The sequence below is a fragment of the Streptomyces fuscichromogenes genome (assembly GCF_014645815.1).
Taxonomy (GTDB): Bacteria; Actinomycetota; Actinomycetes; order Streptomycetales; family Streptomycetaceae; genus Streptomyces; species Streptomyces fuscichromogenes.
The window spans coordinates 138,387-162,457 of the sequence record NZ_BMML01000020.1; the positions used below are offsets into that span (position 1 = coordinate 138,387).

The 24,071-nt window shown below is 72.8% G+C and carries 21 protein-coding genes; 10 read left to right on the forward strand and 11 right to left on the reverse strand.

The annotated features are described in order from the left end of the window. Positions 1-196: 196 nt before the first annotated feature. Complete coding sequence (locus IEZ11_RS35010; protein ID WP_189266990.1) at positions 197-964, reverse strand: GntR family transcriptional regulator; 768 nt, start codon at positions 962-964, stop codon at positions 197-199. 166 nt (positions 965-1,130) lie between these two features. Between IEZ11_RS35010 and IEZ11_RS35015 the strand changes: the two genes are divergently transcribed. Both IEZ11_RS35015 and IEZ11_RS35020 read left to right on the forward strand, forming a co-directional pair. Then, positions 1,131-1,955 carry a (2Fe-2S)-binding protein gene (locus IEZ11_RS35015; protein ID WP_189266991.1) on the forward strand — a complete coding sequence of 275 codons (825 nt, stop codon included), beginning with the start codon at positions 1,131-1,133 and terminating at the stop codon, positions 1,953-1,955. A gap of 328 nt (positions 1,956-2,283) precedes the next feature. Continuing rightward, positions 2,284-3,318 (forward strand): DUF2637 domain-containing protein, encoded by a 1,035-nt coding sequence (locus tag IEZ11_RS35020; RefSeq protein WP_189266992.1) that lies wholly within the window; start codon positions 2,284-2,286, stop codon positions 3,316-3,318. A gap of 80 nt (positions 3,319-3,398) precedes the next feature. Here IEZ11_RS35020 and IEZ11_RS35025 read toward each other — a convergent pair whose 3' ends face one another. The 3 genes from IEZ11_RS35025 to IEZ11_RS35035 all read right to left on the reverse strand — a co-directional run bounded on the left by IEZ11_RS35025 (position 3,399) and on the right by IEZ11_RS35035 (position 5,314). After that, positions 3,399-3,848, reverse strand: a complete 450-nt coding sequence (locus IEZ11_RS35025; protein ID WP_229713543.1) for an ATP-binding protein — start codon at positions 3,846-3,848, stop codon at positions 3,399-3,401. Between the two features lie 306 nt (positions 3,849-4,154). After that, a complete protein-coding gene (locus IEZ11_RS35030; protein ID WP_189266994.1) occupies positions 4,155-4,616 on the reverse strand; it encodes a hypothetical protein in 462 nt (153 codons plus the stop codon). A gap of 77 nt (positions 4,617-4,693) precedes the next feature. After that, positions 4,694-5,314 (reverse strand): hypothetical protein, encoded by a 621-nt coding sequence (locus IEZ11_RS35035; protein WP_189266995.1) that lies wholly within the window; start codon positions 5,312-5,314, stop codon positions 4,694-4,696. Positions 5,315-5,491: 177 nt separating this feature from the next. Here IEZ11_RS35035 and IEZ11_RS35040 point away from each other — a divergent pair, with 177 nt between their 5' ends. Beyond that, on the forward strand, positions 5,492-6,844 hold the full coding sequence (locus tag IEZ11_RS35040; RefSeq protein ID WP_229713544.1) for a helix-turn-helix domain-containing protein: 1,353 nt from the start codon (positions 5,492-5,494) through the stop codon (positions 6,842-6,844). Position 6,845: 1 nt separating this feature from the next. Here the strand turns inward: IEZ11_RS35040 and IEZ11_RS35045 are convergent, their stop codons facing one another. Both IEZ11_RS35045 and IEZ11_RS35050 read right to left on the reverse strand, forming a co-directional pair. Beyond that, positions 6,846-8,588 carry a pyruvate dehydrogenase gene (locus IEZ11_RS35045; protein WP_189266997.1) on the reverse strand — a complete coding sequence of 581 codons (1,743 nt, stop codon included), beginning with the start codon at positions 8,586-8,588 and terminating at the stop codon, positions 6,846-6,848. 78 nt (positions 8,589-8,666) lie between these two features. Continuing rightward, positions 8,667-10,409, reverse strand: coding sequence for a protein phosphatase 2C domain-containing protein (locus tag IEZ11_RS35050; protein WP_189266998.1), 1,743 nt, complete (start codon positions 10,407-10,409; stop codon positions 8,667-8,669). Positions 10,410-10,826: 417 nt separating this feature from the next. On the opposite strand from IEZ11_RS35050, the gene IEZ11_RS35055 reads away from it, so the two are divergent. Then, positions 10,827-11,315 (forward strand): DUF456 domain-containing protein, encoded by a 489-nt coding sequence (locus tag IEZ11_RS35055; RefSeq protein WP_189266999.1) that lies wholly within the window; start codon positions 10,827-10,829, stop codon positions 11,313-11,315. 4 nt (positions 11,316-11,319) lie between these two features. On the opposite strand, the gene IEZ11_RS35060 is transcribed toward IEZ11_RS35055, so the two are convergent. From IEZ11_RS35060 to rsgA, 4 genes are all read right to left on the reverse strand, one after another. Next, on the reverse strand, positions 11,320-12,501 hold the full coding sequence (locus IEZ11_RS35060; protein ID WP_189267000.1) for an SGNH/GDSL hydrolase family protein: 1,182 nt from the start codon (positions 12,499-12,501) through the stop codon (positions 11,320-11,322). A gap of 223 nt (positions 12,502-12,724) precedes the next feature. Further along, positions 12,725-13,213 (reverse strand): methylated-DNA--[protein]-cysteine S-methyltransferase, encoded by a 489-nt coding sequence (locus IEZ11_RS35065; RefSeq protein WP_189267001.1) that lies wholly within the window; start codon positions 13,211-13,213, stop codon positions 12,725-12,727. Continuing rightward, the gene (locus IEZ11_RS35070; protein WP_189267067.1) at positions 13,210-14,619 is read right to left on the reverse strand and encodes a DNA-3-methyladenine glycosylase 2 family protein; all 1,410 of its coding nucleotides are present in this window, start codon (positions 14,617-14,619) and stop codon (positions 13,210-13,212) included. The genes IEZ11_RS35065 and IEZ11_RS35070 overlap by 4 nt, the downstream gene beginning before the upstream one ends. Before the next feature lie 124 nt (positions 14,620-14,743). Next, positions 14,744-15,838: a ribosome small subunit-dependent GTPase A gene (gene rsgA / locus IEZ11_RS35075; protein WP_189267002.1), complete on the reverse strand. Its 1,095-nt coding sequence runs from the start codon at positions 15,836-15,838 to the stop codon at positions 14,744-14,746. 363 nt (positions 15,839-16,201) lie between these two features. Here rsgA and IEZ11_RS35080 point away from each other — a divergent pair, with 363 nt between their 5' ends. The 3 genes from IEZ11_RS35080 (at position 16,202) to IEZ11_RS35090 (ending at position 19,745) form a co-directional block, all read left to right on the forward strand. Next, positions 16,202-17,524 (forward strand): acyltransferase family protein, encoded by a 1,323-nt coding sequence (locus IEZ11_RS35080; RefSeq protein WP_189267003.1) that lies wholly within the window; start codon positions 16,202-16,204, stop codon positions 17,522-17,524. Positions 17,525-17,629: 105 nt separating this feature from the next. Further along, positions 17,630-17,908 (forward strand): cold-shock protein, encoded by a 279-nt coding sequence (locus IEZ11_RS35085; RefSeq protein ID WP_505996771.1) that lies wholly within the window; start codon positions 17,630-17,632, stop codon positions 17,906-17,908. An 88-nt stretch (positions 17,909-17,996) separates the two neighbouring features. Continuing rightward, the gene (locus IEZ11_RS35090; protein ID WP_189267004.1) at positions 17,997-19,745 is read left to right on the forward strand and encodes a DEAD/DEAH box helicase; all 1,749 of its coding nucleotides are present in this window, start codon (positions 17,997-17,999) and stop codon (positions 19,743-19,745) included. Between the two features lie 171 nt (positions 19,746-19,916). On the opposite strand, the gene IEZ11_RS35095 is transcribed toward IEZ11_RS35090, so the two are convergent. Continuing rightward, positions 19,917-20,927: a LacI family DNA-binding transcriptional regulator gene (locus IEZ11_RS35095; protein ID WP_308426557.1), complete on the reverse strand. Its 1,011-nt coding sequence runs from the start codon at positions 20,925-20,927 to the stop codon at positions 19,917-19,919. A 201-nt stretch (positions 20,928-21,128) separates the two neighbouring features. On the opposite strand from IEZ11_RS35095, the gene IEZ11_RS35100 reads away from it, so the two are divergent. From IEZ11_RS35100 to IEZ11_RS35110, 3 genes are read left to right on the forward strand one after another with little or no spacing between them, the layout of a single operon-like run. After that, positions 21,129-21,953: an ATP-binding cassette domain-containing protein gene (locus tag IEZ11_RS35100; RefSeq protein WP_189267005.1), complete on the forward strand. Its 825-nt coding sequence runs from the start codon at positions 21,129-21,131 to the stop codon at positions 21,951-21,953. Further along, on the forward strand, positions 21,950-22,987 hold the full coding sequence (locus tag IEZ11_RS35105) for an ABC transporter permease (protein WP_189267006.1): 1,038 nt from the start codon (positions 21,950-21,952) through the stop codon (positions 22,985-22,987). Before IEZ11_RS35100 ends, IEZ11_RS35105 begins: the two co-directional genes overlap by 4 nt. 50 nt (positions 22,988-23,037) lie before the next feature. Further along, on the forward strand, positions 23,038-24,042 hold the full coding sequence (locus IEZ11_RS35110) for an ABC transporter substrate-binding protein (protein WP_189267007.1): 1,005 nt from the start codon (positions 23,038-23,040) through the stop codon (positions 24,040-24,042). Positions 24,043-24,071 lie beyond the last annotated feature (29 nt).

The following is a 24,071-nucleotide window of genomic DNA, read 5'->3' on the forward strand; positions in this document are numbered from 1 at the left end:
CGGCACGCCTGCCCGCGGCTGGAAAGAGGCAGCTGAGCAGCGCCCCGTCAGGGGCACGGGGCCGCATTCGACAGAAGCGGCGAGCGTAGCGCCCCGTCAGGGGCGCGGGGAACTGCGCGATCAGCCACGGCGGACTCGCACCCGGGGGACGGCCGCACCCGCGACGGCGAACCGCCGCCGCGAACACCCTTCCCTGTCAGCCCGCGGCGGCGAAATGCCCGGACACCAACCGCCGCACGGCGTCCAGCTCCCCCGCCACCAACGCCTCCAGCAGCTCCGCATGCTCCGCCGCGTCCGACATCAGGTCGGCGCGCGCCCCGCGCAGCGGAACCGCACGGCGGTGCAGGTCCTCCGCGATCTGCACCAGCTGCTCGTTGCCCGCCAGGGCCAGCACCGCCCGGTGGAACGCCTGGTCGGCCTCCGCGTACGTCACCCGGCACCCGGTCGCCGCCGCCCGCACCGACTCCTCGGCGAGCGGCCGCAACGCGGCCCACCGCTCACCCGGCACGCTGCGCGCCAGCCGCATCATCACCGGCACCTCGATCAGCGCCCGCACCTCGGCCAGTTCCGCGAGCTCGCGCGCGCCGCGCCGCACCACCCGGAACCCCCGGTTGGGCACGACCTCGACCGCGCCCTCCAGCGCCAGCTGCTGCATCGCCTCGCGCACCGGCGTCGCCGAGACCCCGAACCGCTCTCCCAGCGCCGGCGCCGAGTACACCTCGCCGGGCGCCAGCTCGCCGCCGACCAGCGCGGTGCGCAACGCGTCGAGGATCTGCCCGCGCACCGACGCCCGCTGCACGACGGGCCGCGGCTGCGGCATCGGCCGCTCACTGTGCGTGTGCTCGCCCCGTGCGGCCGGCTGACCGGCCGGGAAACCGGGCACCTCGCGCGCCGCCTGCTCGGACCGCGACTGCGCCGGAACCCTGGCCGTCCCGGCGGGAGCCGCGTGCGCGCGCTGGTTCACGGGTCCTCCTCCGGGAGCTCGTCGGCACTTGGGTCATTAACGGCGGGTTGTTACTTGTCCGTCAAGCACCTTAGGCGCACAAGGCGCTGGTTCAAACTTCCGTACGACTGGGTAAGGTAAGGCTTACTTATCTGACAGTCGGCCCGCACCCGATCGGTGGTAGCCCATGTCCTCCCCCGTCTCCGCCGCCTACGCGCGCCTCACCGAGGCCTGCCCGGACCTGGTGATCACGGAGCTGGGCGCGGACGACCCGGCACCCCGGGGCGGCGGCTGGGTCGGCGCCGCCGAGCTGGCGGCGGGCGGTGCCGGCCTGGACGCCTTCCTGGCCTGGGACGAGGACCAGGTCCTGCGGGACGAGGGGAAGCCGGGCCGCCCCGACGTGATCGCCAGCTTCGGCCTGCACCGCTACGGCTGGGCCGCCTGCCTCCTGATCACCCTCCCCTGGTTCCTGGACCGCCGGGTCCCCCGCCTTCCCGCGACCGAGGTGTCCTACGACCGGACGGCGGGCCGGATGGCCGTGCGCGTCACCTCCTTCGCCTGCCTCCCGGGCGATCCCGCGGCGGCGCTGCCCGGCGCGGTCGTCGTGAGCGGCGAGGAGGCGCTGCGGGCGAAGGTGCGGGCGGCCGTCGCCGAGCACCTGGAACCGGTCCTCGGCGGCTTCGGACCGCGGATGCGGCGGCGCGGGCGGGCCCTGTGGGGGATGGCGACCGACGAGGTCGTGGAGGGGCTCTGGTACATCGCCGGAGTGCTCGGCGAGGAGGCGCGGGCCGTACGCGAACTCGAACAGCTGCTGCCGGGCGCCACCAAGCCGTACGTCGGTTCGGCCGCCTTCCGGGTGCTGACCGGCCCGGCCGGGGAGCCGCTGCCCACCCGGGACCGGGCGAGCTGCTGCATGTACTACACCCTGCGCCCCGAGGACACCTGCGCCACCTGCCCGCGGACCTGCGACGACGACCGGATCGCCAAACTCGTGGCGGCCGCGGCGGCCTGAGCCGCCCTCAGCCCGTCCGAGGCACCCGCCCGGTCACACAGCACCCCTCGGAATCCACTAAGATCACCGATGGCAGGGCGCCGCTGCGGGGGACAGGCAATTCACAACTTCCTCACTTGCCGCAGGAACTTTCCGAGGAACCACCCGTATGGGTAGTCTTACTCGAACTCAGCTCCCGCCCCTCACGCGGCAGTTCGAGCAGAATGCCGCCCTGGGGCATCCCCTTGCACTTCCTTGGCGGCCTCTTGCCCCGAAACCCCCTGAGGGCCAGTGGGGTTGGGCCACTATGGCGGGCGATACGCCCTATCCCAATGCAAGGGACCCCTAGATGAGACTGACCGACATATCGCTGAACTGGCTGCTTCCCGGCGCCGTACTGCTCCTGGGCATGCTGGTCGCGGTGGCGGTGCTTGCGCGCTCCAAGCGGTCCGGCGGGGAGCACGCGAAGGACGACTCGTGGGAGCGCAGCGAGGAGCGCCGACGGCGCAAGGAGGCCATATACGGCACCGTCTCCTACGCTCTCCTGTTCGCCTCCGCGTCGGTTGCGGCGGCCCTCTCGTTCCGCGGGCTGGTCGGCTTCGGCCAGCAGAACCTCGGCCTCTCCGACGGCTGGGAGTACCTCGTGCCGTTCGGTCTGGACGGCGCGGCGATGTTCTCCTCCGTCCTCGCGGTGCGTGAGGCGAGCCACGGTGACGCGGCCCTCGGCTCCCGGATACTCGTGTGGACGTTCGCGGGCGCCGCGGCCTGGTTCAACTGGGTGCACGCGCCCAGGGGTGTCGACCACGCGGGCGCTCCCCAGTTCTTCGCCGGCATGTCGCTGTCCGCGGCCGTGCTCTTCGACCGCGCGCTGAAGCAGACCCGCAAGGCCGCCCTGCGTGAGCAGGGTCTGGTGCCGCGCCCGCTGCCGCAGATCCGTATCGTCCGCTGGCTGCGTGCCCCCCGCGAGACCTACAAGGCCTGGTCGCTGATGCTCCTGGAGGGTGTGCGCAGCCTGGACGAGGCGGTCGACGAGGTGCGCGAGGACAAGCGGCAGAAGGAGACCAACCGGCTGCGCCGCCGCGAGCAGGACCGCCTGGAGCGGGCCCAGCTCAAGGCGATAAGCCGGGGCCACCGCGGCTTCGTCGGACGCGGCCGGCAGGACGAGGTGCAGCACCAGGTGGAGCGCGCCTCCCAGCCCACTGCGGAGCCTGCCATATCGGCGCCGGAGCAGCTGCCCGTACGCCAGCGGCCCTCCCTTCAGCCCGTCCGCAAAGGGTCTGACCCGATCACCGTGGACCTGACCGCGGAGGACGACACCATGGCGCTGCCGCGCCTCGACTCCCTGGAGCGCAAGCTCAAGGACCTTGAGCAGCAGTTCGGCTGATCACCGGCTGCCGCACGGCACTTCGGGACGGGGGCGTGACCTTCAGGGTCACGCCCCCGTCCCGTTGTGCGCGGCCCCCGCTAGGCGGCCTCCGCGTCCAGTTCGAACCACACCGACTTCCCGACCTCGTGGGGCAGGACGCCCCACGCGTCCGCGAAGGCGTCGACCAGCACCAGGCCCCGGCCATGGGTGCCGTCGTCGGTGTCCGGGGCGCGCATCCGTGGCCTGCGGGACACGAAGTCCCGTACTTCCACCCGCAGTTGACTGGGCTCCACAACGGCCGTCAGCACCGCCTCGCGGTCCGTGTGGACGAGCGCGTTGGTGACGAGTTCGCTGGTGAGCAGTTCCGCTATCTCGGAGCGGCCGGGACGCCCCCAGTGCCGCAGCAGTTCCCGTAGTTCCCTGCGCGCCTCGGGCACCGCCCGCAGGTCCGACCGTCCCAGTCGGCGCCTGAACTGCGGCGGGTGTCCCCGTTCCGTCGTGTCGGTCTCTTCCCCCGCCGTCTGCGCCGAGGAGGCCCCGATTGCCACGGGACCGCCCCCTCGTGCCTGACTGTTCATGACCCCCGCCCGCACGCTGTTGCCGGATCCCCTCCTGATCGAACACGTTCACGGGATCCATGCCCGCTCGGGCACGGGCCAGTCATGTCACGTCGATGACGGCCGGGTGTTCGGCCATGTCCTGGGTCCGCTCCGTCCCGTACGTCGCCGCCCGCACCGCCCCGTACGCGCCAAGGGTGCCGCGGACCCGGCGCGATTCAGCCCCGCACGCAACCCTCTGAGCTGTTTCACGCGGTCCGCGGCACCGGCGAACCTGGCCGAAAGCCGACCTTCCGGCTACTTGCCCCCGAGGCCCTTGGTGCCGATGTTGACGATCTTGTGGGTGTCACGGGTCATGTCGACGACCAGCTTCGTGCTCGTGTTGCGGCTCCAGGTGAGCGTGATGACGGCCTCCGTGTACGTGCCGGTGCCGGTCTCCGTGACCTTCCACTTGAGCGGGGTGTTCTGGGCACGCAGCACCCCGTCCGCGTGCTCGCGGTTCTCCCAGGCCGCCAGCTTCTTCAGGTAGGTCGGGGCGATGTAGTAGGCGCGCAGCGCGGTGGGCAGGTTGCCGCTGCCGTCCAGGTCGCTCTCGGCGTCGATGTAGGCGCCGTAGAAGTCCGAGATGCGGGTGATGTTGTCGGCGGGGTTGCCGCTGACGGTGCGCGGTGCGCGGGCCGAGGCCTGGGCGGTGACGCCGAGCCCGAGGGCCACGGCGAGGACGCCGGCGGTGAGGACGGCGCGGGTCTTGCTGCTCATGTCTGTTCCCCGTTTTCCGAGTCTCGTGTCTTGCTGTGTTGTTGTCTTGTTGTCTTGTGTCAGGGGCCTCGTGTGGGTCAGTGGAGCTTGTTCACGGCCGTGGTGGTGGTCTTCTTGAAGGCCTTCACGGGCGCGTCCACGAAGCCGCCGAGCTGCCCCCAGTCCACGACGGTGACGGTGCGCCCCTCCCGGCCGATGGAGATCAGCCGGATGTCACTGGCGCCCCAGGCGGTCACCGTGCGCAGGGCGTAGACGTGGGCGCCGTCCCCGACCGGGAGGGTGCCGTGGTCCTGGAACGTGGCCTGGATCTGCGGGTCCGCCATCTCGATCCGGTCCGCGCAGGACACGATGTCCTCGTCGAGCTTCGCGAACCGGCCCTTCGCCAGGCGGACGCTGGGCAGCTCGGCACTGACCTGACGGGCACTCGTGTCTAGGTCGGTCCGGAACTTCCGGTACCAGGAGTCCTGGCCGCCACCGAGCCCGACGCCGATGCAGATGTCCTGCTTGACCTCCTCCGGTATGCCGGCGGTGACCTTGCCGGCCGTCCAGGACGTGCCGGCCCGCGGTGGCAGGTCAGCCGCGGCGAGGAAGCCGGGCGCCTTGGGCGCGGCCTCCGCGGGAGCGGCGAGGGCGGTGCCTAGGACGAGTGCGGCGCCGGCGAGTGCGGTGAGCGCGCCGGCTCTGGTGCGCTTGGGCATGGATGTTCCCCCGTGGATCGGTGCATGGGTGTGGGCTGCCGCCGACGCGGCCGGCTGGTCGGTCCGGCCCTGCTCGGTGCGGCACCAAGAGCATCGGCCGACACCGGCGCGGACCGCAACGGCGACCGCCCGTTTCCCCGCCCTGGAACCATCCCAGCCCTGTTGACGTGCAGGTATATGAGTGCCTGGGATGGCGACGACCGGGGGAAGGTGCCCGTGCGCGACGATGTCGAGGAGTTCGCGGCGCTGCTGCGGCAGTTGAAGGACCGGACGGACCGGAGCTACGGCTCGCTGGCCCGCCGTCTCAACATGAACACCTCCACCCTGCACCGCTACTGCGCGGGCGAGGCGGTGCCGCTGGACTTCGCTCCGGTGGAACGCCTGGCCGCGTTCTGCGGCGCGACACCCCAGGAACGGCTCGCTCTCCACGAACACTGGCTACGAGCGGTGGCGGCCCGCCGACGACCGCGCACCGGGGAGGACGCGGAACCCGAGGACACCTCCGACCACGGGGAAGCCTCCGACCACGGGGAGACCCCTGAGCCCGCGGAGACCCCTGAGACCACAACGGCCTCCGGCCCCGCGGAGGCGGCCCCCGTCGGCCGTCCCTGGTACCGGCGGCGGCGCCCGCTGGTCGCCTCGGCCGTGGTCACCGCCCTGCTGGCGACGCTGGGCAGCCTGGCCGCCCTCCCGGACGACCGGCCGAGCACAGGCGCCACGGCCCGGGGCACCGGCTCCTCCGCCGCAACCGCCACGACCGCCACGACCGACGCCGGCGACGCCGAGCACCACGGCACCCGCGCCACCGGCCCGGCACCGGACCCCGCCTCGGCCACCCCGTCGGCCTCGTACCCGTCGGGCGGTGCCAGGACCTCCTCCCCCGCCACCCCGGCCGCCACCGCCGTCCCCCTCACCTGGACGGCGAACTCGCAGCTCTGGGAGCTGGGCTGCGACCACGACTACGTCATCGACAAGCAGCCGTCCCAGGTCCCGCCGCCGCCCGCCCCGCAGGACGCCGGCACCTGGGCGGCCACCCAGAGCGCGGTGCACGGGGGCAACACGATCGTGGACGTCTCCGTGCAGGGCCGGTCGTCCACCGCCGTCGTCCTGGAGGATCTGCGGGTGCGGGTCGTCGGCCGTACGGCTCCCGCGCCCGGCATCGCCTACTCCATGGCCGACGGCTGCGGCGGCGGGCTCACCCCGCGCTACTTCGACGTGAACCTGGACAAGGACCGTCCCATCGCCCGCCCGGTGGCCGGTGAGGGCCCCGACGGGAAGACCGTCTCGACCATGCACCTGCCCTACCGGGTCTCCGCCACCGACCCGGAGGTGCTGCGCGTCAAGGCGAGCACCGTCGGCTGCGACTGCCGCTGGTACCTCGAACTCGACTGGTCCTCACAGGGCCGCTCCGGCACGGTCCGCGTCGACGACCACGGCCGGCCGTTCCGCACCAGCTCCGTCAAGGGCCTGCCGCACTACTGGTACGGCAACGTCGACGGCGTCCGCCAGTGGGTGCCGGCCGAGGGCTGAGCTACGGGCGCGGCACGTTGCGCAGGTTGGAGCGGGCCATCTGGACCATCCGGCCCACGCCCCCGTCCAGCACCATCTTGGACGCGGAGAGCGCGAAGCCGGTGACCATCTCGGCCTTGATCTTCGGCGGGATGGACAGCGCGTTGGGGTCGGTGACCACGTCGACCAGGGCCGGGCCCGGGTACTTGAAGGCGTTCCTGAGCGCACCGGCGAGCTGCTTGGGCTTCTCGACCCGCACCCCGTAGGCGCCGCAGGCGCGGGCGACGCCGGCGAAGTCGGGGTTGGTGTTGGTGGTGCCGTACGCGGGCAGACCCGCGACCAGCATCTCCAACTCGACCATGCTGAGGGCGGAGTTGTTGAAGAGGACGACCTTGACCGGGAGGTCGTACTGCACCAGGGTCAGGAAGTCGCCCATCAGCATGGTGAATCCGCCGTCCCCGGACATCGACACGACCTGCCGTCGCCGGTCGGTGAACTGGGCGCCGATCGCCATCGGGAGCGCGTTGGCCATCGAGCCGTGCGAGAAGGAACCGATCACCCGGCGGCGGCCGTTGGGCGAGATGTAACGGGCCGCCCACACATTGCACATACCGGTGTCCACGGTGAACACCGCGTCGTCGGCGGCGAGTTCGTCGAGGACCGAGGCCACGTACTCCGGATGGATCGGGACGTGCTTCTCGACCTTCCTCGTGTACGCCTTCACCACCCCCTCCAGCGCGTCCGCGTGCTTCTTGAGCATCCGGTCGAGGAACCGCCGGTTCTCCCTGGCCCGCACCCGCGGCACCAGACAGCGCAGCGTCTCGCGCACGTCGCCCCAGACCGCCAGGTCCAGGCGGGAACGGCGGCCCAGCACCTCGGGGCGGACGTCGACCTGCACGATCTGCACGTCGTCGGGGAGGAAGGCGTTGTACGGGAAGTCGGTGCCGAGCAGGATCAGCAGGTCGCACTCGTGGGTGGCCTCGTAGGCGGCGCCGTAGCCGAGCAGTCCGCTCATGCCGACGTCGTACGGGTTGTCGTACTGGATCCACTCCTTGCCGCGCAGGGCGTGGCCGACCGGGGACTTGATCCGCTCCGCCAGCTCCATGACCTCGGCGTGGGCGCCCGCCGTACCGCTCCCGCAGAACAGGGTCACCTTGTCCGCCGCGTCGATCATCGCGACCAGCTTGTCCAGCTCGGCGTCGCCGGGGCGGACGGTCGGCCGGGAGGTGACGATGGCCGCCGAGGCGGACTGCTCGGGTGCGGGCTGGTCGGCGATGTCGCCGGGCAGGCTGACCACGCTCACCCCGTTGCGGCCGACCGCGTGCTGGATGGCGGTCTGCAGCAGCCGCGGCATCTGCTTCGGGCTGGAGATGAGCTCGCTGTAGTGGCTGCACTCCTGGAAGAGCCGGTCGGGGTGGGTCTCCTGGAAGTAGCCGAGGCCGATCTCGCTGGAGGGGATGTGCGAGGCGAGGGCGAGGACCGGGGCCATCGAGCGGTGGGCGTCGTACAGGCCGTTGATCAGGTGCAGGTTGCCCGGGCCGCAGGAGCCGGCGCAGGCCGCCAGGGTGCCGGTGATCTGGGCCTCGGCGCCGGCCGCGAAGGCGGCGGTCTCCTCGTGGCGGACGTGGATCCAGTCGATGGCGGAGTTGCGGCGAACGGCGTCCACGACCGGGTTGAGGCTGTCGCCGACGACGCCGTAGAGGCGGCGCACCCCGGCGCGGACGAGGATGTCGACGAACTGTTCGGCGACGTTCTGCTTGGCCATGGCGGTCGGGCACCCTTCGGCTCCGCGGATCTCCGGCTCCCTGCGCGATGCCCTTCCATGTATCCACAGGGACCGCGCTCACGCCTCCCAGACGGCCGCCGCCGTACGGTCGTCGGCGTACCCCTTGACCCGTACCTGGGCGTCCGCGAGGAACGCGGCGAGGCCGGGCGGGGTGCCGCCGGACCAGCGCCGGGCCAGGTAGGCGCAGAGCGCGGGTTCGCCGCGCAGCGGGTCGGCGAGGCCGCCCGTGCACATCACGAGCGCGTCACCCGGGCGGGCTACCGAGGCCCGGAACAGGAACGGGTCGCGGGGTGGCTCGGGGGCCGGTTCGTAGGGGCTCGGCGGGGTCGGGATGCCGAGGTCCATGGTGAGCCGGTCGCCCTGCGGGGTCTCGGAGGGCAGCGAGCCGAAGCCGAGCACGGGTTCACCGGGGGTGTCGGCGTCCACGCGCGGCTCGATGTCCTGCCACTGGCCGTCCCGGAGCCGGAACAGTCCGCCCTCGCCGACCCCGAAGAAGACCCGGGTACGGCACTGGGGGTGGGCGGGGATGAGGAGGCAGCGCAGGCTGGCCGCGTACTCGTCGGCGGCGACGCCCCGTTCGGCCGCGCCGGCGCGGAGCTTGCCGAGGCTGCGGTCGGTGAGCCGGTGCAGCCCGGACTTGAGATCACCGCGCCGGGCGGCCTGGATGTCCTCGGTGAGCCGCTGGTGGCTGCGGCCGACGGCCCGCGCGATCCACTCGCAGACCTCGGCGGCGGCCCGGTGCGCACCGGGGGTGGCCCGGGCGCCGGTGGCCATCGCGACCAGGACCAGGGCCTGCTCGCCGGTCCCGAACCGGGCGGTGAGCAGGGCGTCACGGCGCGGCTCGCCGCGGAACCGGGCGGAGTCGCCGCGCTGGGAGACGGCCCGCAGGGTGCAGGCGCCGTACCGGGCGCCGTCCAGGACGGTGTCGGCGACCAGGTCGTCGAGTTCGTCGGGGTCGGCGGCGGGCAGGGCGGTGGGCTCGGCGTCGTAGGTGGGCGGCCCGGAGCTGACGTAGTCCACGGAGGAGGCCGAGGCAGCCACCGGCACAACCCCGACATCCGGATCGTCCCAGCCGCCCGATCCCACGGAGAACTGCGCGACGGACGGTCCCGACGGGACCTCGGAGATCCGCGGAACAGGCGGGACCGGCGGACTCTGCGGGACAGGCGGGACCGGCGGGCTCTGCGGAACAGGCGGGACCGGCGAGTTCTGCGGGACAGGCGGGACCGCGGGGATCTGAGAGACCGGTGGACCCTGCGGAACGTGCGGGGCCTCGGAGACCTGCGAGACGGGCGCGCCCGGCGACATGGGCGGAGCCTGCGGGACCGGCGGGCTCTGTGGGACCGGCGGGACCTCGGAGACCTGCGAGGCGGGCGGGGCCTGCGGGGTTTCCAGGGCATCCAGGGCATAGGGCGCGTCCGGGGTCTCCGGAGCCGCAAGCGATGGTGGCGTGGTCAGGTCGGGGCGGGTCGTGGGGTGGCGGGTGGGCGAGGCGTCGTCGTCGGCCTCCAGCGGCTCCTCGTCCTCCTCGTCCCACGGCCAGCGCTTCGAAGCGGCGGCCCTGGTGCCCTCGGCGGGGACGCCGGCCACCCGCTGCGCCGGCACGGTCGGCGGCGCCTGCTCGTCGCCCGGTTCCACGGTGACGCCCCGCCGGCCCCCCACCGTCCTCTTCGCCGAGGCGAAGCGGTCGTCCAGCGAGTCGGGTGCGGCCGTGGGTCCGGTGTCCTCCGTCGAGTCGTCGTACAACTGCCCCCACCAGTCGTCGTCATGACGGGTGGGCCTACCCCCTGGCTGGCTCATGCCCCTAATTGTCCACCGCACGGGCCGGATGAAAACGGGGCATCCGGAAAATCCCGCACACGACCCCGTCTCGAACGGCGTGTCGAGGGACATCCTGAACACTCGTACGAGCAAAGGGAATGGACGCGGCGCCGGGGCTGACACGTGTGAGTCGCCGGGTGGTCCCACCCCCCACGGGAGAACCACCCGGCGACACCGGAGTGACACGGCCCGGACACCTACGCGTACGCGCGTCGTGGGACCGCTCACCGTTCGGACGGCCGAACGCTCTCACGCCCGCCGGAAGGCCAGATTGTGACGGGTCTTCCTGGCGGTCAGCTGTGAATGACGCATCGGTTTCCCGTGCGAGGGCGCCGCGCTGACGTGGCCGGTTCCCGTCGGCCTGCGCATCCCGCGGTCGTCCGGCACTCTGGGCAGATGGGAGCAGGGGAACTCCTGCTGGTCGGCCTGGTGCTGGTGCTCGGCCTGTGCGGGGTGCTGGTGCCCGGGGTGCCGGGTACCGGGCTGGTGTGGGCCGCGGTGCTGTGGTGGGCACTGTACGACCCGCGCCCGGCGGCGTGGACGGTCCTGGTCGGGGCGACCGTGGTGCTGCTGGCGGCGCTGGTGGTGCGCTGGCTGCTGCCCCCGCGCCGGCTCCGGGCGAGCGGCGCCACCCCCCGCATGCGCGTGTACGCCGGCTCCGGCGCCGTCCTCGGCTTCGTCCTGCTCCCCGTCCTCGGCGCGATCCCCGGTTTCATGGCCGGGATCTACCTGCACGAACGCCTGCGCCTCGGCCGGTCCGCCGAGGCGCGGGCCGCCCTGCGCACCACGATGAACGCGGGCGGCTCCAGCGTGCTGGCCGAGCTGTTCGCGTGCCTGCTGGTCACGGCCGGCTGGCTGACCGCGGTGGTCTGGGCCGCCGGCTGAGGGCTCAGAGCAGGTCGGCGAGCGGGACGGCGGCGGCCAGGGCGCGCGTGCCGGCGTCGTTGAAGTGCAGGTGGTCGCCGGGGTCGTAGGCGGGTCGAATGCGGCCGGGCTGCCGCGGATCCCGTACGACGGCGTCGAAGTCGACGTACGCGTCGAAGAGGTGCCCGGTGCGGATCAGCCTGTTCACCCGCTGCCGTACGGCCTCCCGGGCCTCGGTGTACCCGCTGTACCCGGCGTACGGCGTGAGGGTCGCGCCGACCACCCGGATCCCTCTCAGGTGGGCGCGGGCCACCACGGCGCGGTAGGCCCGTACGAAGTCGGCGGGGTCGGTGGCCTCCGGGGTGCCCTTGATGTCGTTGATGCCTTCGAGGAGGACGAGGGTCCGCACCCCGCTCCGGTCGAGCCCGTCGGCGTCCAGGCGCGCCAGGGCTCCCGGTCCTCCGGTGCTGTCGAGCAGCAGCCGGTTGCCGGAGATCCCGGCGTTGAGGACGCCGATGCGGAAGCGGCGCAGCCGGTCGGCGAGGCGGTCGGGCCAGCGGTGGTTGGCGTCCATGCTGGTGCCGTTGCCGTCGGTGAGGGAGTCGCCGAAGGCGACGACGCTGCCGAGGGTCACGGCCCGCACGTCGACGCCCGTGACGTAGTACCAGTGGCCGGTGGTGCGGGTGTAGGCGCTCCCGTCCTCGTCGTCGGCCCGTCCGGCGCCGTGCCGGGCGAGATAGCTGGTCTGGAGCGCGACCCGGTGGAAGGTGGCGGGCCCTGAGTCGCCCGGGGTCTCGACGCTGACCAGCAGGTCGGCGGCGGCCGGGACAGAGAGCGGAACCGGGTCGCTGACCAGGTCCTGCCCGGCGGGTACGACGGCGGTGTCGGCACCGGCGAAGGTGGCGGCACGCATCGAGCCGGGTACGGCGGCCGGGCCGTCGCCCCGCCGCAGGGCGACGGTGACGGCGCCGAGCCGGAGCGGGGCGCTGCCGAGCCGGTTGCTGACCCGCACGCGCACCGCGCTGCCGCCGACGCTCAGGTGAACGACGTTGCGGAACGCGGCGCCGGGGACCGCCGGCTCGGTACCGGAGGGTGCGGCCTCCCAGCTCCCGGCCCACAGCGAGGGCCCGGGGCCGGCACCGGCCCGTCCGCTCACCCCCACCACCAGCAACAACGCCACCGCGAGCACCCGCCCGACGCTGCCCATCCACACCCGCCCTTCCGAAGGCCCACTGGAGGGGAAGGTGACACACGGGGGGATGCCCTGCCCGGCAACCCGACCAGGAGGCCACCCGGCCGGCCGAGCGGCGCCGCACACCAGGGCCTGTCGTGACATTCCCGTCGTCGCCCGAAAGGCGGCCTGGCGGCGTCAGGTGCGTGCTCTCGGCGTGCATGGCGTCGCCAGGCAGACGGGAAGGTGACGACAGGCCCTAGCCCAGCGCTCCCTCCGCCGTCAGCAGCCACACCTTGCGGTCAAGTCCCCCCGCGTACCCGGTCATCGACCCGTCCGCCCCGATCACCCGATGGCAGGGCCGCACGATGAGCAGCGGGTTGGCGCCGATCGCCCCGCCGACCGCCCGGACCGCCGCCCGGGACGCCCCGATGCGTGCGGCGATCTCCCCGTACGTGGTCGTCGCCCCGTACGGGACATCGTCGAGCGCACTCCACACCCGCTCCCGGAAGGCGGTGCCGGGGGTGCTCGACTCCAGCCGGAACTCCTTGAGTTCACCGGTGAAGTAGGCGGCGAGCTGGTCCTCGGCGGCCCGGAACGGACCGGGATCGGACCGCCACCCCGCCTCGACGCTCCGGCCGCCCTTCTGCCCGGGCACGGACAGCGAGGTCAGCGCCCCTTCGCCGTCGGCGGTGAGGAGCAACTCCCCCACGGGCGAAGCGATCCGCGTCCAGTACGTGACACTCATGAGTTCCTCGACTCTCCTTCCACCAGCAGATGCCGGAAGGCGTACGACCGCCAGGGCCGCCACTCGTCCGGTACGTCCGGACCGGGCGGTCCGGGCAGGGCGACGTCGGGGTCGGCGAGGGCGCGGACGCGGATGGTGGCGATCACCGCCGGCTCCGTTCCGGGCAGCGCCCGCAGCGCCGCCTCGGCCTCGTCCCGGTCGGCGCCCGGATCCAGCCGTACCGTACCGTCGGCGAGCGCCGCGGCCAGCGCGCCGAGGGCGCCGCCCGGCTCCGCCGCCGCGAGCACCGCGGGTTCGGGGAAGAGATGGGTGAGACCGCCGGACGGCTCGTCCAGCGCCTTGCCGTACCGCCGTACCAGCCGCTTTGCGCCGTCGGTGCCGACGAGGGCCCGCAGGGCGGCCTCGGCCGGGTCCGCGGCGCCGGGCGACCGCAGCCCCGGCCGGGCGGCGACCAGCGGAGCGAGCCGCGGGTCGGCGGCGAGCCGCTCGTCCACGGCGTACGGATCGGCGTCGAGGTCGAACAGCCGGCGCAGCCGCTGCACGGCGGTGGTCAGGTCGCGCGGATCGGTCAGCCGCAGCCGGGCGTCGAGCCAGCCGCCGGGGTGCGCGCCGGAGCCGGTACCCGTCCTGGTGTCCGTGGGCTCGTCGACGGCGACCACGGCGTGGCCGTAGGGCAGGCGCAGGGTACGGCGGTAGGTGCGCGCGCCGGGGGTGCCGGTGACCTCCTCCACGCCGGGCACGGATTCGCGTTCCAGCAGGTCGAAGACGGGACCGGCCCGGTACGGGCCGCGGTGGGCGAGCCGCAGCGGGATCCCGGCGGCCGGGGAACCGCGCCGTGCGCCCCGGCCGCCGGGCGCGGTCTCGCGCAGCCCGCTCGGGGTGGTGGCGTACACCGCGCGAACGGTGTCGTTGAACTGCCGTACGCTCGCGAATCCGCTCGCGAACGCGATCTCCGTGATGGGCAGTTCGGTGGTCTGGAGCAGCGTGCGGGCGGCATGCGCCCGCTGGGCCCGGGCGAGGGCGACGGGGCCCGCGCCGAGCTCTGCGGTGAGCTGCCGCTGCACCTGGCGGGCGCTGTAGCCGAGCCGGTCGGCGAGCCCGCCGACACCCTCCCGGTCCACCACGCCGTCACCGATCAGCCGCATGGCCCGGCCGACGACATCGGCGCGGACGTTCCACTCGGCGGAGCCGGGCACCGCGTCCGGGCGGCAGCGCCGGCAGGCCCGGAACCCGGAGCCCTGCGCGGCGGCCGCGGTGCGGAAGAAGCGGACGTTGCGCCGCTTCGGGGTGACGGCGGGGCAGCTGGGGCGGCAGTAGATGCCGGTGGTGCGGACCGCGAAGAAGAACGCGCCGTCGAAACGGGCGTCACGACTGCGGACCGCCTCGTACCTGGTGTCTTCGTCCATCACGGGTCAAGTGTGGGCGACGGCGAAGGGCGGGGCTGGCGGGAATCGGACATGGTGCGGTTCCCGGCCCCGCAGGGGCGCGGGGAACTGTGCGCTCAGCCCCCACGCACCCGCGGTCAGGCGACTACCTCCACCGCCCCCTCTTCGCCTCCATCGCCGCCTTCCCCTCCGCGCCCCGCTTCTTCCAGTCCTTCTTGATCTCGGACCGGAGCCGCGCGTCGGTCTTCGCGATGATCCACTGGTTCTCCCGCGTCAGCTTGCGGTAGCTCTCCAGCCTGCGCACGGGCAGTTCCCCGGCCTCCACCGCGGAGCGCACCGCGCAGCCCGGTTCGCTCTCGTGCCCGCAGTCGGAGAACCGGCAGCCCTCCGCCAGTTCCGCGATCTCGGCGAACACCTGCCCGACCCCGCTCTCGGCGTCGAACAGTCCCACGCCCCGCAGTCCCGGCGTGTCGATCAGTACGCCGCCGCCGGGGAGCGCGAGGAGGTTGCGGGTGGTGGTGGTGTGCCGGCCCTTGCCGTCGACGTCCCGGGCGGCCCGGACGTCCATCACGTCCTCGCCGAGGAGCGCGTTGGCGAGGGTGGACTTGCCGGCGCCGGACTGGCCGAGCAGCACCGACGTACCGGAGCCGACGAGGGCGACCAGTGTGTCCAGGCCGTCGCCCGCGTGTGCGCTGACCGTGAGGACCGGCACGCCCGGGGCGGTCGTCCCGACGTCCTCGACGAGGTGCGCGAGGGTCACCGGGTCCGGGACCAGGTCGGCCTTGCTGAGCACCACGACCGGCTGGGCGCCGGACTCCCAGGCGAGGGCCAGGAACCGTTCGATGCGGCCGAGGTCCAGTTCGACGGCGAGGGAGACGGCGACGATCGCGTGGTCGACGTTGGCGGCGAGGATCTGCCCCTCGGACCGCTTGGACGAGGTGGAGCGCACGAAGGCGGTACGGCGCGGCAGATACGCGCGTACGTAGCGGGGGTGGCCGCCGGGTTCCACGGCGACCCAGTCGCCGGTGCACACGACGCGCAGCGGGTCGTGCGGGGTGACGAACGCGGTGTCGGCGCGCAGCAGCCCGCCGGCGGTCACGACGTCGCACTGCCCGCGGTCGACCCGGACGACACGTCCGGCCAGCAGTCCTTCGGCGTCGTGGGGGGCGAATTCCTTCGCCCAGGACTCGTCCCAGCCGTAGGGCGCGAGTGCGGAGAAAACAGCAGAGCTGGAAGTCAAGGGTGACCCTTCACAGGGCGGCCCCGGAACGCTGAGAGGTCAGCCGGTGGCCGCGGAGGTGGAGTGGATGAGCTTCTGGTCGCGGGCAGCGCACATCGCAACGACAGCCATCGGTCAACACCTCCCTGAACGAACCACGTCGGCCACGGCGCCTCGGGGGCGGCCGCTCGGACATCACCCACCGTAGAAGGCGCGCGGTCCACCGCGCCACCGAATTACGGGCCGCCCGGCACGGAGACGGCCACCGGTCCGTGCTCCCGCGGTCGGCGGTGGCGGCCCCGGGGGGTGTCGTACCGGGCACGGAATGGTTGCGGCACGGGTATCCCGCCCCGGCGGCGGCGGCGCGGCGGGAACATGACGGGCATGAGCCGAGACCGCTACGTCGACTTCCTGCGCGCGTGGGCGATCGTGCTGGTGGTGCTCGGCCACTGGCTGATCACCGCCCTGGTCCGGGAGCCCGACGGACGGATCACCGCCCCGGAGCTGCTGGCGACCGTTCCCTGGACCCAGTGGCTGACCCTCGCGTTCCAGATCATGCCGCTCTTCTTCCTGGCCGGGGGCCATGCCGCGGGCGGCTCCTGGTCGCGGGCCCGGGCGGCCGGGGGCACGCCCGCGGGGTGGCTGGGACGGCGGGCGCTGCGGCTGCTCCTTCCGGTGGGCGTCTACAGCGGTGCGGTGCTGCTCGCCGTCGGTGTCTGCGCGGCGGTCGGTGTGGACCGGGACACGCTGGCGCTGGTGGGCTGGGCGATGGCCATGCAGTTCTGGTTCCTTCCGGTGTATCTGCTGCTCAGCGCCCTGACGCCGGCGCTGTACGCGGCGCACCTGCGCTGGGGGCCGCGGGTCCCGCTCGCGCTGGGGACGGCCGCCCTGGCGGCCGACACGCTCGTGGTGACGGCGCACGCGCCCTTTGTCGGACTGCTCGACTACGTGCTCGTGTGGTGTGTCGCCTACCAGCTGGGGTTCTGCTGGCGGGACGGTCTGCTGAGCGGTCGGCGGGCCCTGCCGCTCACGATGGCGGCGGGCGGCGGGCTGGCCTTCGCCGGGCTGGTGGCCCTCGGGCCGTTCCCGGTCAGCCTGATCCTGGTGACCGGGCAGCACCCGAGCAACACCGATCCGCCGTCGGCCGCGATGCTGGCCTGGGTGGTCGCCCAGACCGGCCTGGCCCTCCTCGCCGCGCCGCCGTTGCGGCGGCTGCTGGACCGCGAGCGGGTGTGGCGCGTGGTCCGCCCCGTGGGCGCGGCCAGCATGACGCTGTATCTCTGGCACATGCTGCCGGTGCTGGCCGTCGCCGCCGCGTTCTACCTGACCGGCCTCGCGCCCGAGCCGACGCTCGGGTCGGCGGCCTGGTGGGGGCTGCGGGTGCCGTGGCTGCTGGTGCTCGGCGCCGTCCTGGCCGGTGTCGTGACCGCGCTGAAGCCGCTGGAACGGGGGCTGGGCGCGCTGTACGGGCGGACCGTCCCGGACGCCGGCCTGCGCCGCGCCTGGCCGCTGTGGCTCGGCCTGGCCCTGGACGTCGTCGCGCTCGGCCGCTTCGCCGTACAGGGCTTCGCGCCGGGCGGCCGGTTCCCCGTGCTGCCCGCACTGGGCCTGGTGGCGGGCACGGCGTTGGTCGTGCTGCCCCGATGGTGGCCGGCGGCGGACCGTCAGGAGCGGCCGCAGGTCACGCGGGCCCCGGACCGGGTGTGAGGAGTGCCCGGCGCGCCACGGTGATCCAGCTCCGGACCGCCGAGCTGTGCTACCGTTGAGGAGTTGCAGTTGTGGTACCCATGAACCTATGTGCACCTGACGGGAATGTTTTCTCCTGCAGGTGCATTAGTTTTTTCCGGCATCTCCGGATGGGGCCTCTGCCTACAGAAGGAGAAGGTCATGGCACAGGGAACCGTGAAGTGGTTCAACGCCGAAAAGGGTTTCGGCTTCATCCAGCAGGACGGCGGCGGCCCCGACGTCTTCGCTCACTACTCGAACATCCAGTCCCAGGGCTTCCGTGAGCTCCAGGAGGGCCAGCGGGTCTCCTTCGACGTCACGCAGGGCCAGAAGGGCCCCCAGGCGGAGAACATCGTCCCCGCCTGATCGCCGGACGCGTATTCCACTCACCGGGGTCCGTACCGTCATGGTGCGGACCCCGGTTTGTGCTGTTTCCAGGAAGGCAGATCACCGCATGTCCCGCAGGCCCCAGAAGCCGAACCGGCGCACCTCGTCGGCCCCGTCGTCCCCGCCGTCCCAGTCGGCACCGCGTGAGTTCCGGCTGCCGGAAAACACGACACCCGCGCTTCCCGCCGTCGAGGACTTCGCCGGTCTGGACATGCCCGCGGCGCTGCTGAAGACCCTGACCGCGCAGGGTGTCACCACCCCGTTCCCCATCCAGGCCGCCACGCTGCCGAACTCGCTCGCCGGCCGTGACCTGCTGGGCCGGGGACGCACCGGCTCCGGCAAGACCCTCGCCTTCGGGCTGGCGCTGCTGGCCCGTACGGCCGGACTGCGCGCGGCGCCCAAGGCGCCGCTCGCCCTCGTGCTGGTGCCCACCCGTGAGCTCGCCCAGCAGGTGACGGACGCGCTGACCCCCTACGCGACGGCGGTGAACCTCCGGCTGGCCACCGTGGTCGGCGGGCTGTCGATCACCAAGCAGGCCGCCACCCTGCGGCGCGGCGCCGAGGTGGTCGTGGCCAGCCCCGGCCGGCTCAACGACCTCGTGGAGCGCGGGGACTGCGTGCTCGGCGACGTACGCATCACGGTGCTGGACGAAGCCGACCAGATGACCGACATGGGTTTCCTGCCACAGATCACCAAGCTGATCGAGAAGGTGCGGCCGGACGGACAGCGGCTGCTGTTCTCGGCGACCCTCGACCGCAACATCGACCGCCTGGTGCAGCGGTTCCTGACCGACCCCGTGGTGCACTCCGTGGACCCGTTGGCCGGGGCGGTCACCACCATGGAGCACCACGTGCTGCACGTCCAGGACGAGACCGACAAGAAGGCCGTCACCACGCGCATCGCGGCCCGTGACGGCCGGGTCATCCTCTTCCTCGACACCAAGCGGTCCGCCGACCGGCTTGCCAAGCGGCTGCTGGCGGTCGGTGTCCGCGCGGCGGCACTGCACGGCGGCCGCTCCCAGCCGCAGCGCAACCGCACCCTGGAGCAGTTCAAGAACGGGCAGGTCACCGCCCTGGTGGCGACGAACGTCGCGGCCCGGGGCATACACATCGACGACCTCGACCTCGTCGTGAACGTCGATCCCCCCACCGACCACAAGGACTACGTCCACCGGGGCGGCCGCACGGCCCGTGCCGGCGGCTCCGGCAGTGTGGTCACGCTGGTCCTGCCCGACCAGAAGCGGGACGTCACCCGGCTCATGTCGGACGCGGGCATCCGCCCCCGGTCGGCCCGCATCACCTCCGGCGACACGGAACTGACCACGATCACCGGCGCCCGCGAGCCGTCCGGCGTGCCGGTTGTCATCGAGGTCCCGCAGCCGACGACGACCACGCTCCGCCCGGACCAGGAGACCGGCTCCAAGAGCGGCAGGCGCTCCGGCCGCCGACGCCGAGGCGGCGGCACGGCGGGCGCCGCCACCGGCACCGGCGGCCGGGCCGGGGCGGCGGCCGCCGTCGGCACATCGGGCTCCGCCCACCGCAAGGGAACAGCCGGGTCACCGGTGGGCACCACCGGCACGGGCGGCCGCGGTACCGGCGGCGCGGGCAGCCGCAGTACCGGCGGCCGGAGCGCGTCCGGTGCGGCCGCCGGCGGTGGAGCCGGCCGCGGGGCCGAGCGGCGAACCGCGTCCGGTACGGCTTCCGGCGCCGCGTCCGGCAAGGACGACCGCGGCGGGTCCCGACGGCGCACGCCGTCCGGCGGGGCCGCCGCCGGTACCGGCAGCCGCCGGGGAGGCCGCCGCTCCACGGCCACCTGAGCCCTGCGGGTCGACTGCAGCGCCGTCGTGGCTGGTCGCGCAGTTCCCCGCGCCCCTTCAGGGCGCGACGAACGCCCCGTCAGGGGCGCGGGGAACTGCGCGACCAGCCCCCGACCACCCGCACCCGAAATCCGGCCCCCACTCCTTCCGCTCACCCGGCGCCACGCGCCGCTACGCGGCGAACGGACCCGGGAGTTCGCCCGAACCGCGGCGGATCAGGCGGGTCGGCATGACCACGGTGCGCGGCGGTGAGACGTCCCCGTGGATCCGGGCGAAGAGCAGGTGTGCCGCGCTGGTGGCGAGGGCCACCGGGTCCTGGGCGATCACCGTGACGGGCGGGGTCAGCCTGGCGGCGAGGGCGAAGTCGTCGAAGGCGACGAAGGCGAGATCGCCCGGGGCCGTGGTCAGGGCGCCGAAGGCGAGCAGTTCGTTGCCGGCCAGCAGCGCCGTCGGCGGGTCGGGCAGCGCCAGCATCCCGGTGACGGCCGCGGCCGCCTCCGGGCCGGTCCGCACACCGTCCCTGACCAGCGCCGGGTCTGCGGCGATACCCGCGGCCCGGAGCGCCGCCAGATAGCCCCGGCGCCGTTCGCCGAACGTCCAGATCTTCGGCGTGTCGCCGAGATAGCCGATCCTGCGGTGGCCGTGTGTCACCAACTGCGCCACGGCCGCCCGCACCGCCCCGAAGTTGTCCACCACCACGGCGTCCACATCCAGACCGGGTGCCGCCCGGTCCACGCAGACGATCTTTGTGCCCTGCGCCTGGGCCGGGCGCAGGAACCGGTGACTGCCGGCGGCCGGGGTGAGGATCAGGCCGTCGACGCGGCGGGCGGTGAACGCCGCGATCACCTCGCGCTCGCGGCGCGGGTCGGCGCGGCTGGAGCCGATGAGCATGATGCTGCCGCGCTGCCGGGCGACGTCCTCGGCGGCGGAGGCGACCGCGGCCATGAAGGGGTCGGTCACATCGTCGACCAACAACCCGATGATCTGGCTCAGTTGATGGGTGCGACGCAACTGCCGTGCCACGTCGTCGCGTTGGTAGCCGAGCTTGCGGACCGCGGCCTCCACCCGCGCGGCGGTCCGCGGGGCCACGGCCGAATCGCCGTTGACCACCCGGGACACCGTCATCGTGCTCACGCCCGCTTCCGCGGCAACGTCCTTCATGGTCGGCCGGGTGGCTGCCACGCCACGTCCTCCAGCTGCGTCACGTTTGAGCGTCGACTCGTTAACGTTACCAACTCGCACGCGCATCAACGGCCTTGCGAACAACGGGAGATGACGGTGCGACCAGCACCCTCGGCGACCGGCTGCACCACCCTTGACACCCCGCTGTGGGCGCCCCAAGAATCAGCCAAGCTGTTAACGATACCAACCAGAAGGCACAACATGGCCTCTGCAAGGGAACCACTGCTCACCGCACATGGAGTGGTCAAACGTTTCGGCCACGTCCAGGCGCTCTCCGGCGCCGATTTCACGGCATACCCCGGCGAGGTCGTCGCCCTCATCGGCGACAACGGTGCCGGCAAGTCCACTCTGGTGAACGTCCTTTCGGGCGTGCTCGCCCCCGACGCCGGTGAGGTCCGTCTGGACGGCGAGCCGGTGCGGTTCTCCGGCCCGATGGACGCGCAGCGGCACGGCGTGGAGACGGTCTACCAGGACCTGTCACTCGCGCCCGACCTCGACGCGGCGGCCAACCTCTACCTCGGCCGGGAGATCGTGCGCGGGGGCCTGCTCGGGCGCCTCGGCGTCCTCGACCGGCCCACGATGCGCCGGGAGGCGGTCCGGGCCTTCGCCGAACTCGGTGTGCGGCTGAAGGACGTGACGGCCGCTGTGACAACGTTGTCCGGCGGCCAGCGGCAGTCCGTCGCGGTGGCTCGGGCCGTCGCCTTCGCCCACAAGGTCATCTTCATGGACGAGCCGACCGCCGCACTGGGTGTCGTACAGCGCGCCCGGGTCCTGGAGACCGTCCGCAGGGTCGCCGACCGGGGCATCTGCGTTGTGCTGATCAGCCACAACATGCCCGAGGTGCTGTCGGTCGCGGACCGGGTGGAGGTGCTGCGGCTGGGCCGGCGCGTCGCGTCGTACACCGCCGCCGACACGACGATCGAGGAGCTGGTCGGGGCGATGACCGGCTCGCTGGACGGGCCGAACGGGACCGGGGAGAACGGGACTGGGGAGAACGGGACCGGGGAAGCGGAGGGCGGGCGATGACGGCGCAGAGCGAGAAGGCCGCGGCGGCCGTGGGCGGCGGCCGGGCCGCGGTGCCGGACTGGGTGCGCCGCGCGGCAGCCCTCAACGAACTGTGGACCTTTGTCATCCTGGTGGCGCTGGTCCTGTTCTTCACCATCGCGGCGCCGGGCAAGTTCTTCACCACGTACGACATCACCCAGATCGCCGTGAACGCGGCCATCTACCTGGTGCTCGGCGTCGGCATGACCTTCGTGATCATCACGGCGGGCATCGACCTGTCGATCGGCTCGGTGCTGGTGCTGGCCGCGGTGGCGGCGGGCGAGTACAACATCCATCACGGCGGGGCGACTTCGGGCTGGGGCACGGTCGCGCTCTCCGCCGTCATCGCGCTCGCGGTGGGCACCGCCTGGGGCGCGTTGCAGGGTGCGGTGGTGGCGACCGGCAAGGTGCCACCGCTGATCGTGACGCTGGGCGGGCTCGGTGCGGCGCTGGGCATCGCCGAACTCGCCACCGGCGGCCAGGACCCGGCCGGGGCGGCCTCCACGCATCTGCAGAACAGCCTCGGTTTCGGCAAGGTGCTCGGCATCCCCTGGATGGTGGTGCTGGCGGCCGTGGTGACCGCGGTCTTCGGCGCGGTGCTGGCCGGCACCCGGTTCGGCGAGCACACCCTCGCCATCGGGTCGAACCCGACCGCCGTACGGCGGGCCGGTATTCCGGTCGGCCGCCAACTGGTCAAGGTCTACGGCCTGATGGGGCTGCTGGCCGGGCTCGGCGCGGTGATGTGGCTGGCCTCGTACGGCACGACGTCGATCGCCGGGCACTCCACCGACAACCTCAAGGTGATCACCGCGGTGGTGCTCGGCGGCACCAGCCTGTTCGGCGGGCGGGGTTCGGTCCTGGGCACGGTGATCGGCGTGTTCATCCCGGCGGTGCTGACCACCGGGCTGATCGTGATCGGCGTCCAGCAGTACTGGCAGGACGTGGCGGTGGGCGTGGTGCTGGTGGTGGCCGTCTACATCGACCAGCTGCGCCGCAGGACCCGGGAACGCGCATGACTGAATCGCAGCACATGACTGAATCACTCGTGGCTAAGGAGGACTCTGTGATGAGGAGCATTCGCAGCAGGCGCCGGTTGCTGGTCGCGGTGGGCACGGTGCTGGCCCTCGGTGCGGGGGCCTCGGCGTGCGGATCGTCGAACGACGGTGGCGGCTCGGGGAGTTCGGGCAGCGCCAAGGGCAAGAAGGTCAGGCTGATCACCGGGGTGAAGAGCGACCCCTTCTACATCACCATGACCTGTGCCGCGCAGCAGGAGGCCAAGGCCAAGGGGATGGACTTCACGGCTGACGGTTCCGCGCAGTGGGACGTGTCCGTGCAGCGGCCGCTGCTCGACTCGGTGGCGGCCGCGCGGCCCGACGGACTGCTGATCTCGCCGGTCGACACCAGCGCGCTGACGCCGTCGCTCAAACAGATCCAGTCGGCGGGCACCAAGGTGGCGCTGGTGGACACGACGGTGACCGACCCGTCGATCGGTATCACCCGGATCTCCTCGGACAACGAGAAGGGCGGCCGGGTCGCCGCCGACGCGCTGGCCAAGCTGATGAACAAGAAGGGCTCGGTCATCGTCATCAGCGTCAAGCCCGGCGTGTCGACGACCGACGCGCGGATCAAGGGCTTCACCGAGGAGATGGCCAAGTACCCGGACATCAAGGTGCTGCCCACGCTGTACGACAACGACCTGCCGGCCACCGCGGCCTCCCAGATCCAGTCGACGCTCGCCGCCCACCCGGACCTCGGCGGGGTGTTCGCGGGCAACACCAACACCGGTCAGGGCATCGCCACCGGGCTGAAGCAGGCCGGCAAGGAGGGCACGGTGAAGGTGGCGGCGTTCGACGCCGAGCCGGACGAGATCGCCTCGCTGAAGTCGGGCACCCTCCAGGTGCTGGTCGCCCAGGACCCGGCGGCGATCGGCCGGCAGGCGGTGGACCAGCTGGCCGACGCCTTCGAGGGCAAGTCGGTCAGCAAGTCGATCGGCACCGACATGGTGGCGATCACCAAGGACAACATGAACGAACCGTCGGTCAGCAAGTACTTCTACAAGTCGCAGTGCTGACCGGGCGGTACTGAACGGTCAACGGCCGG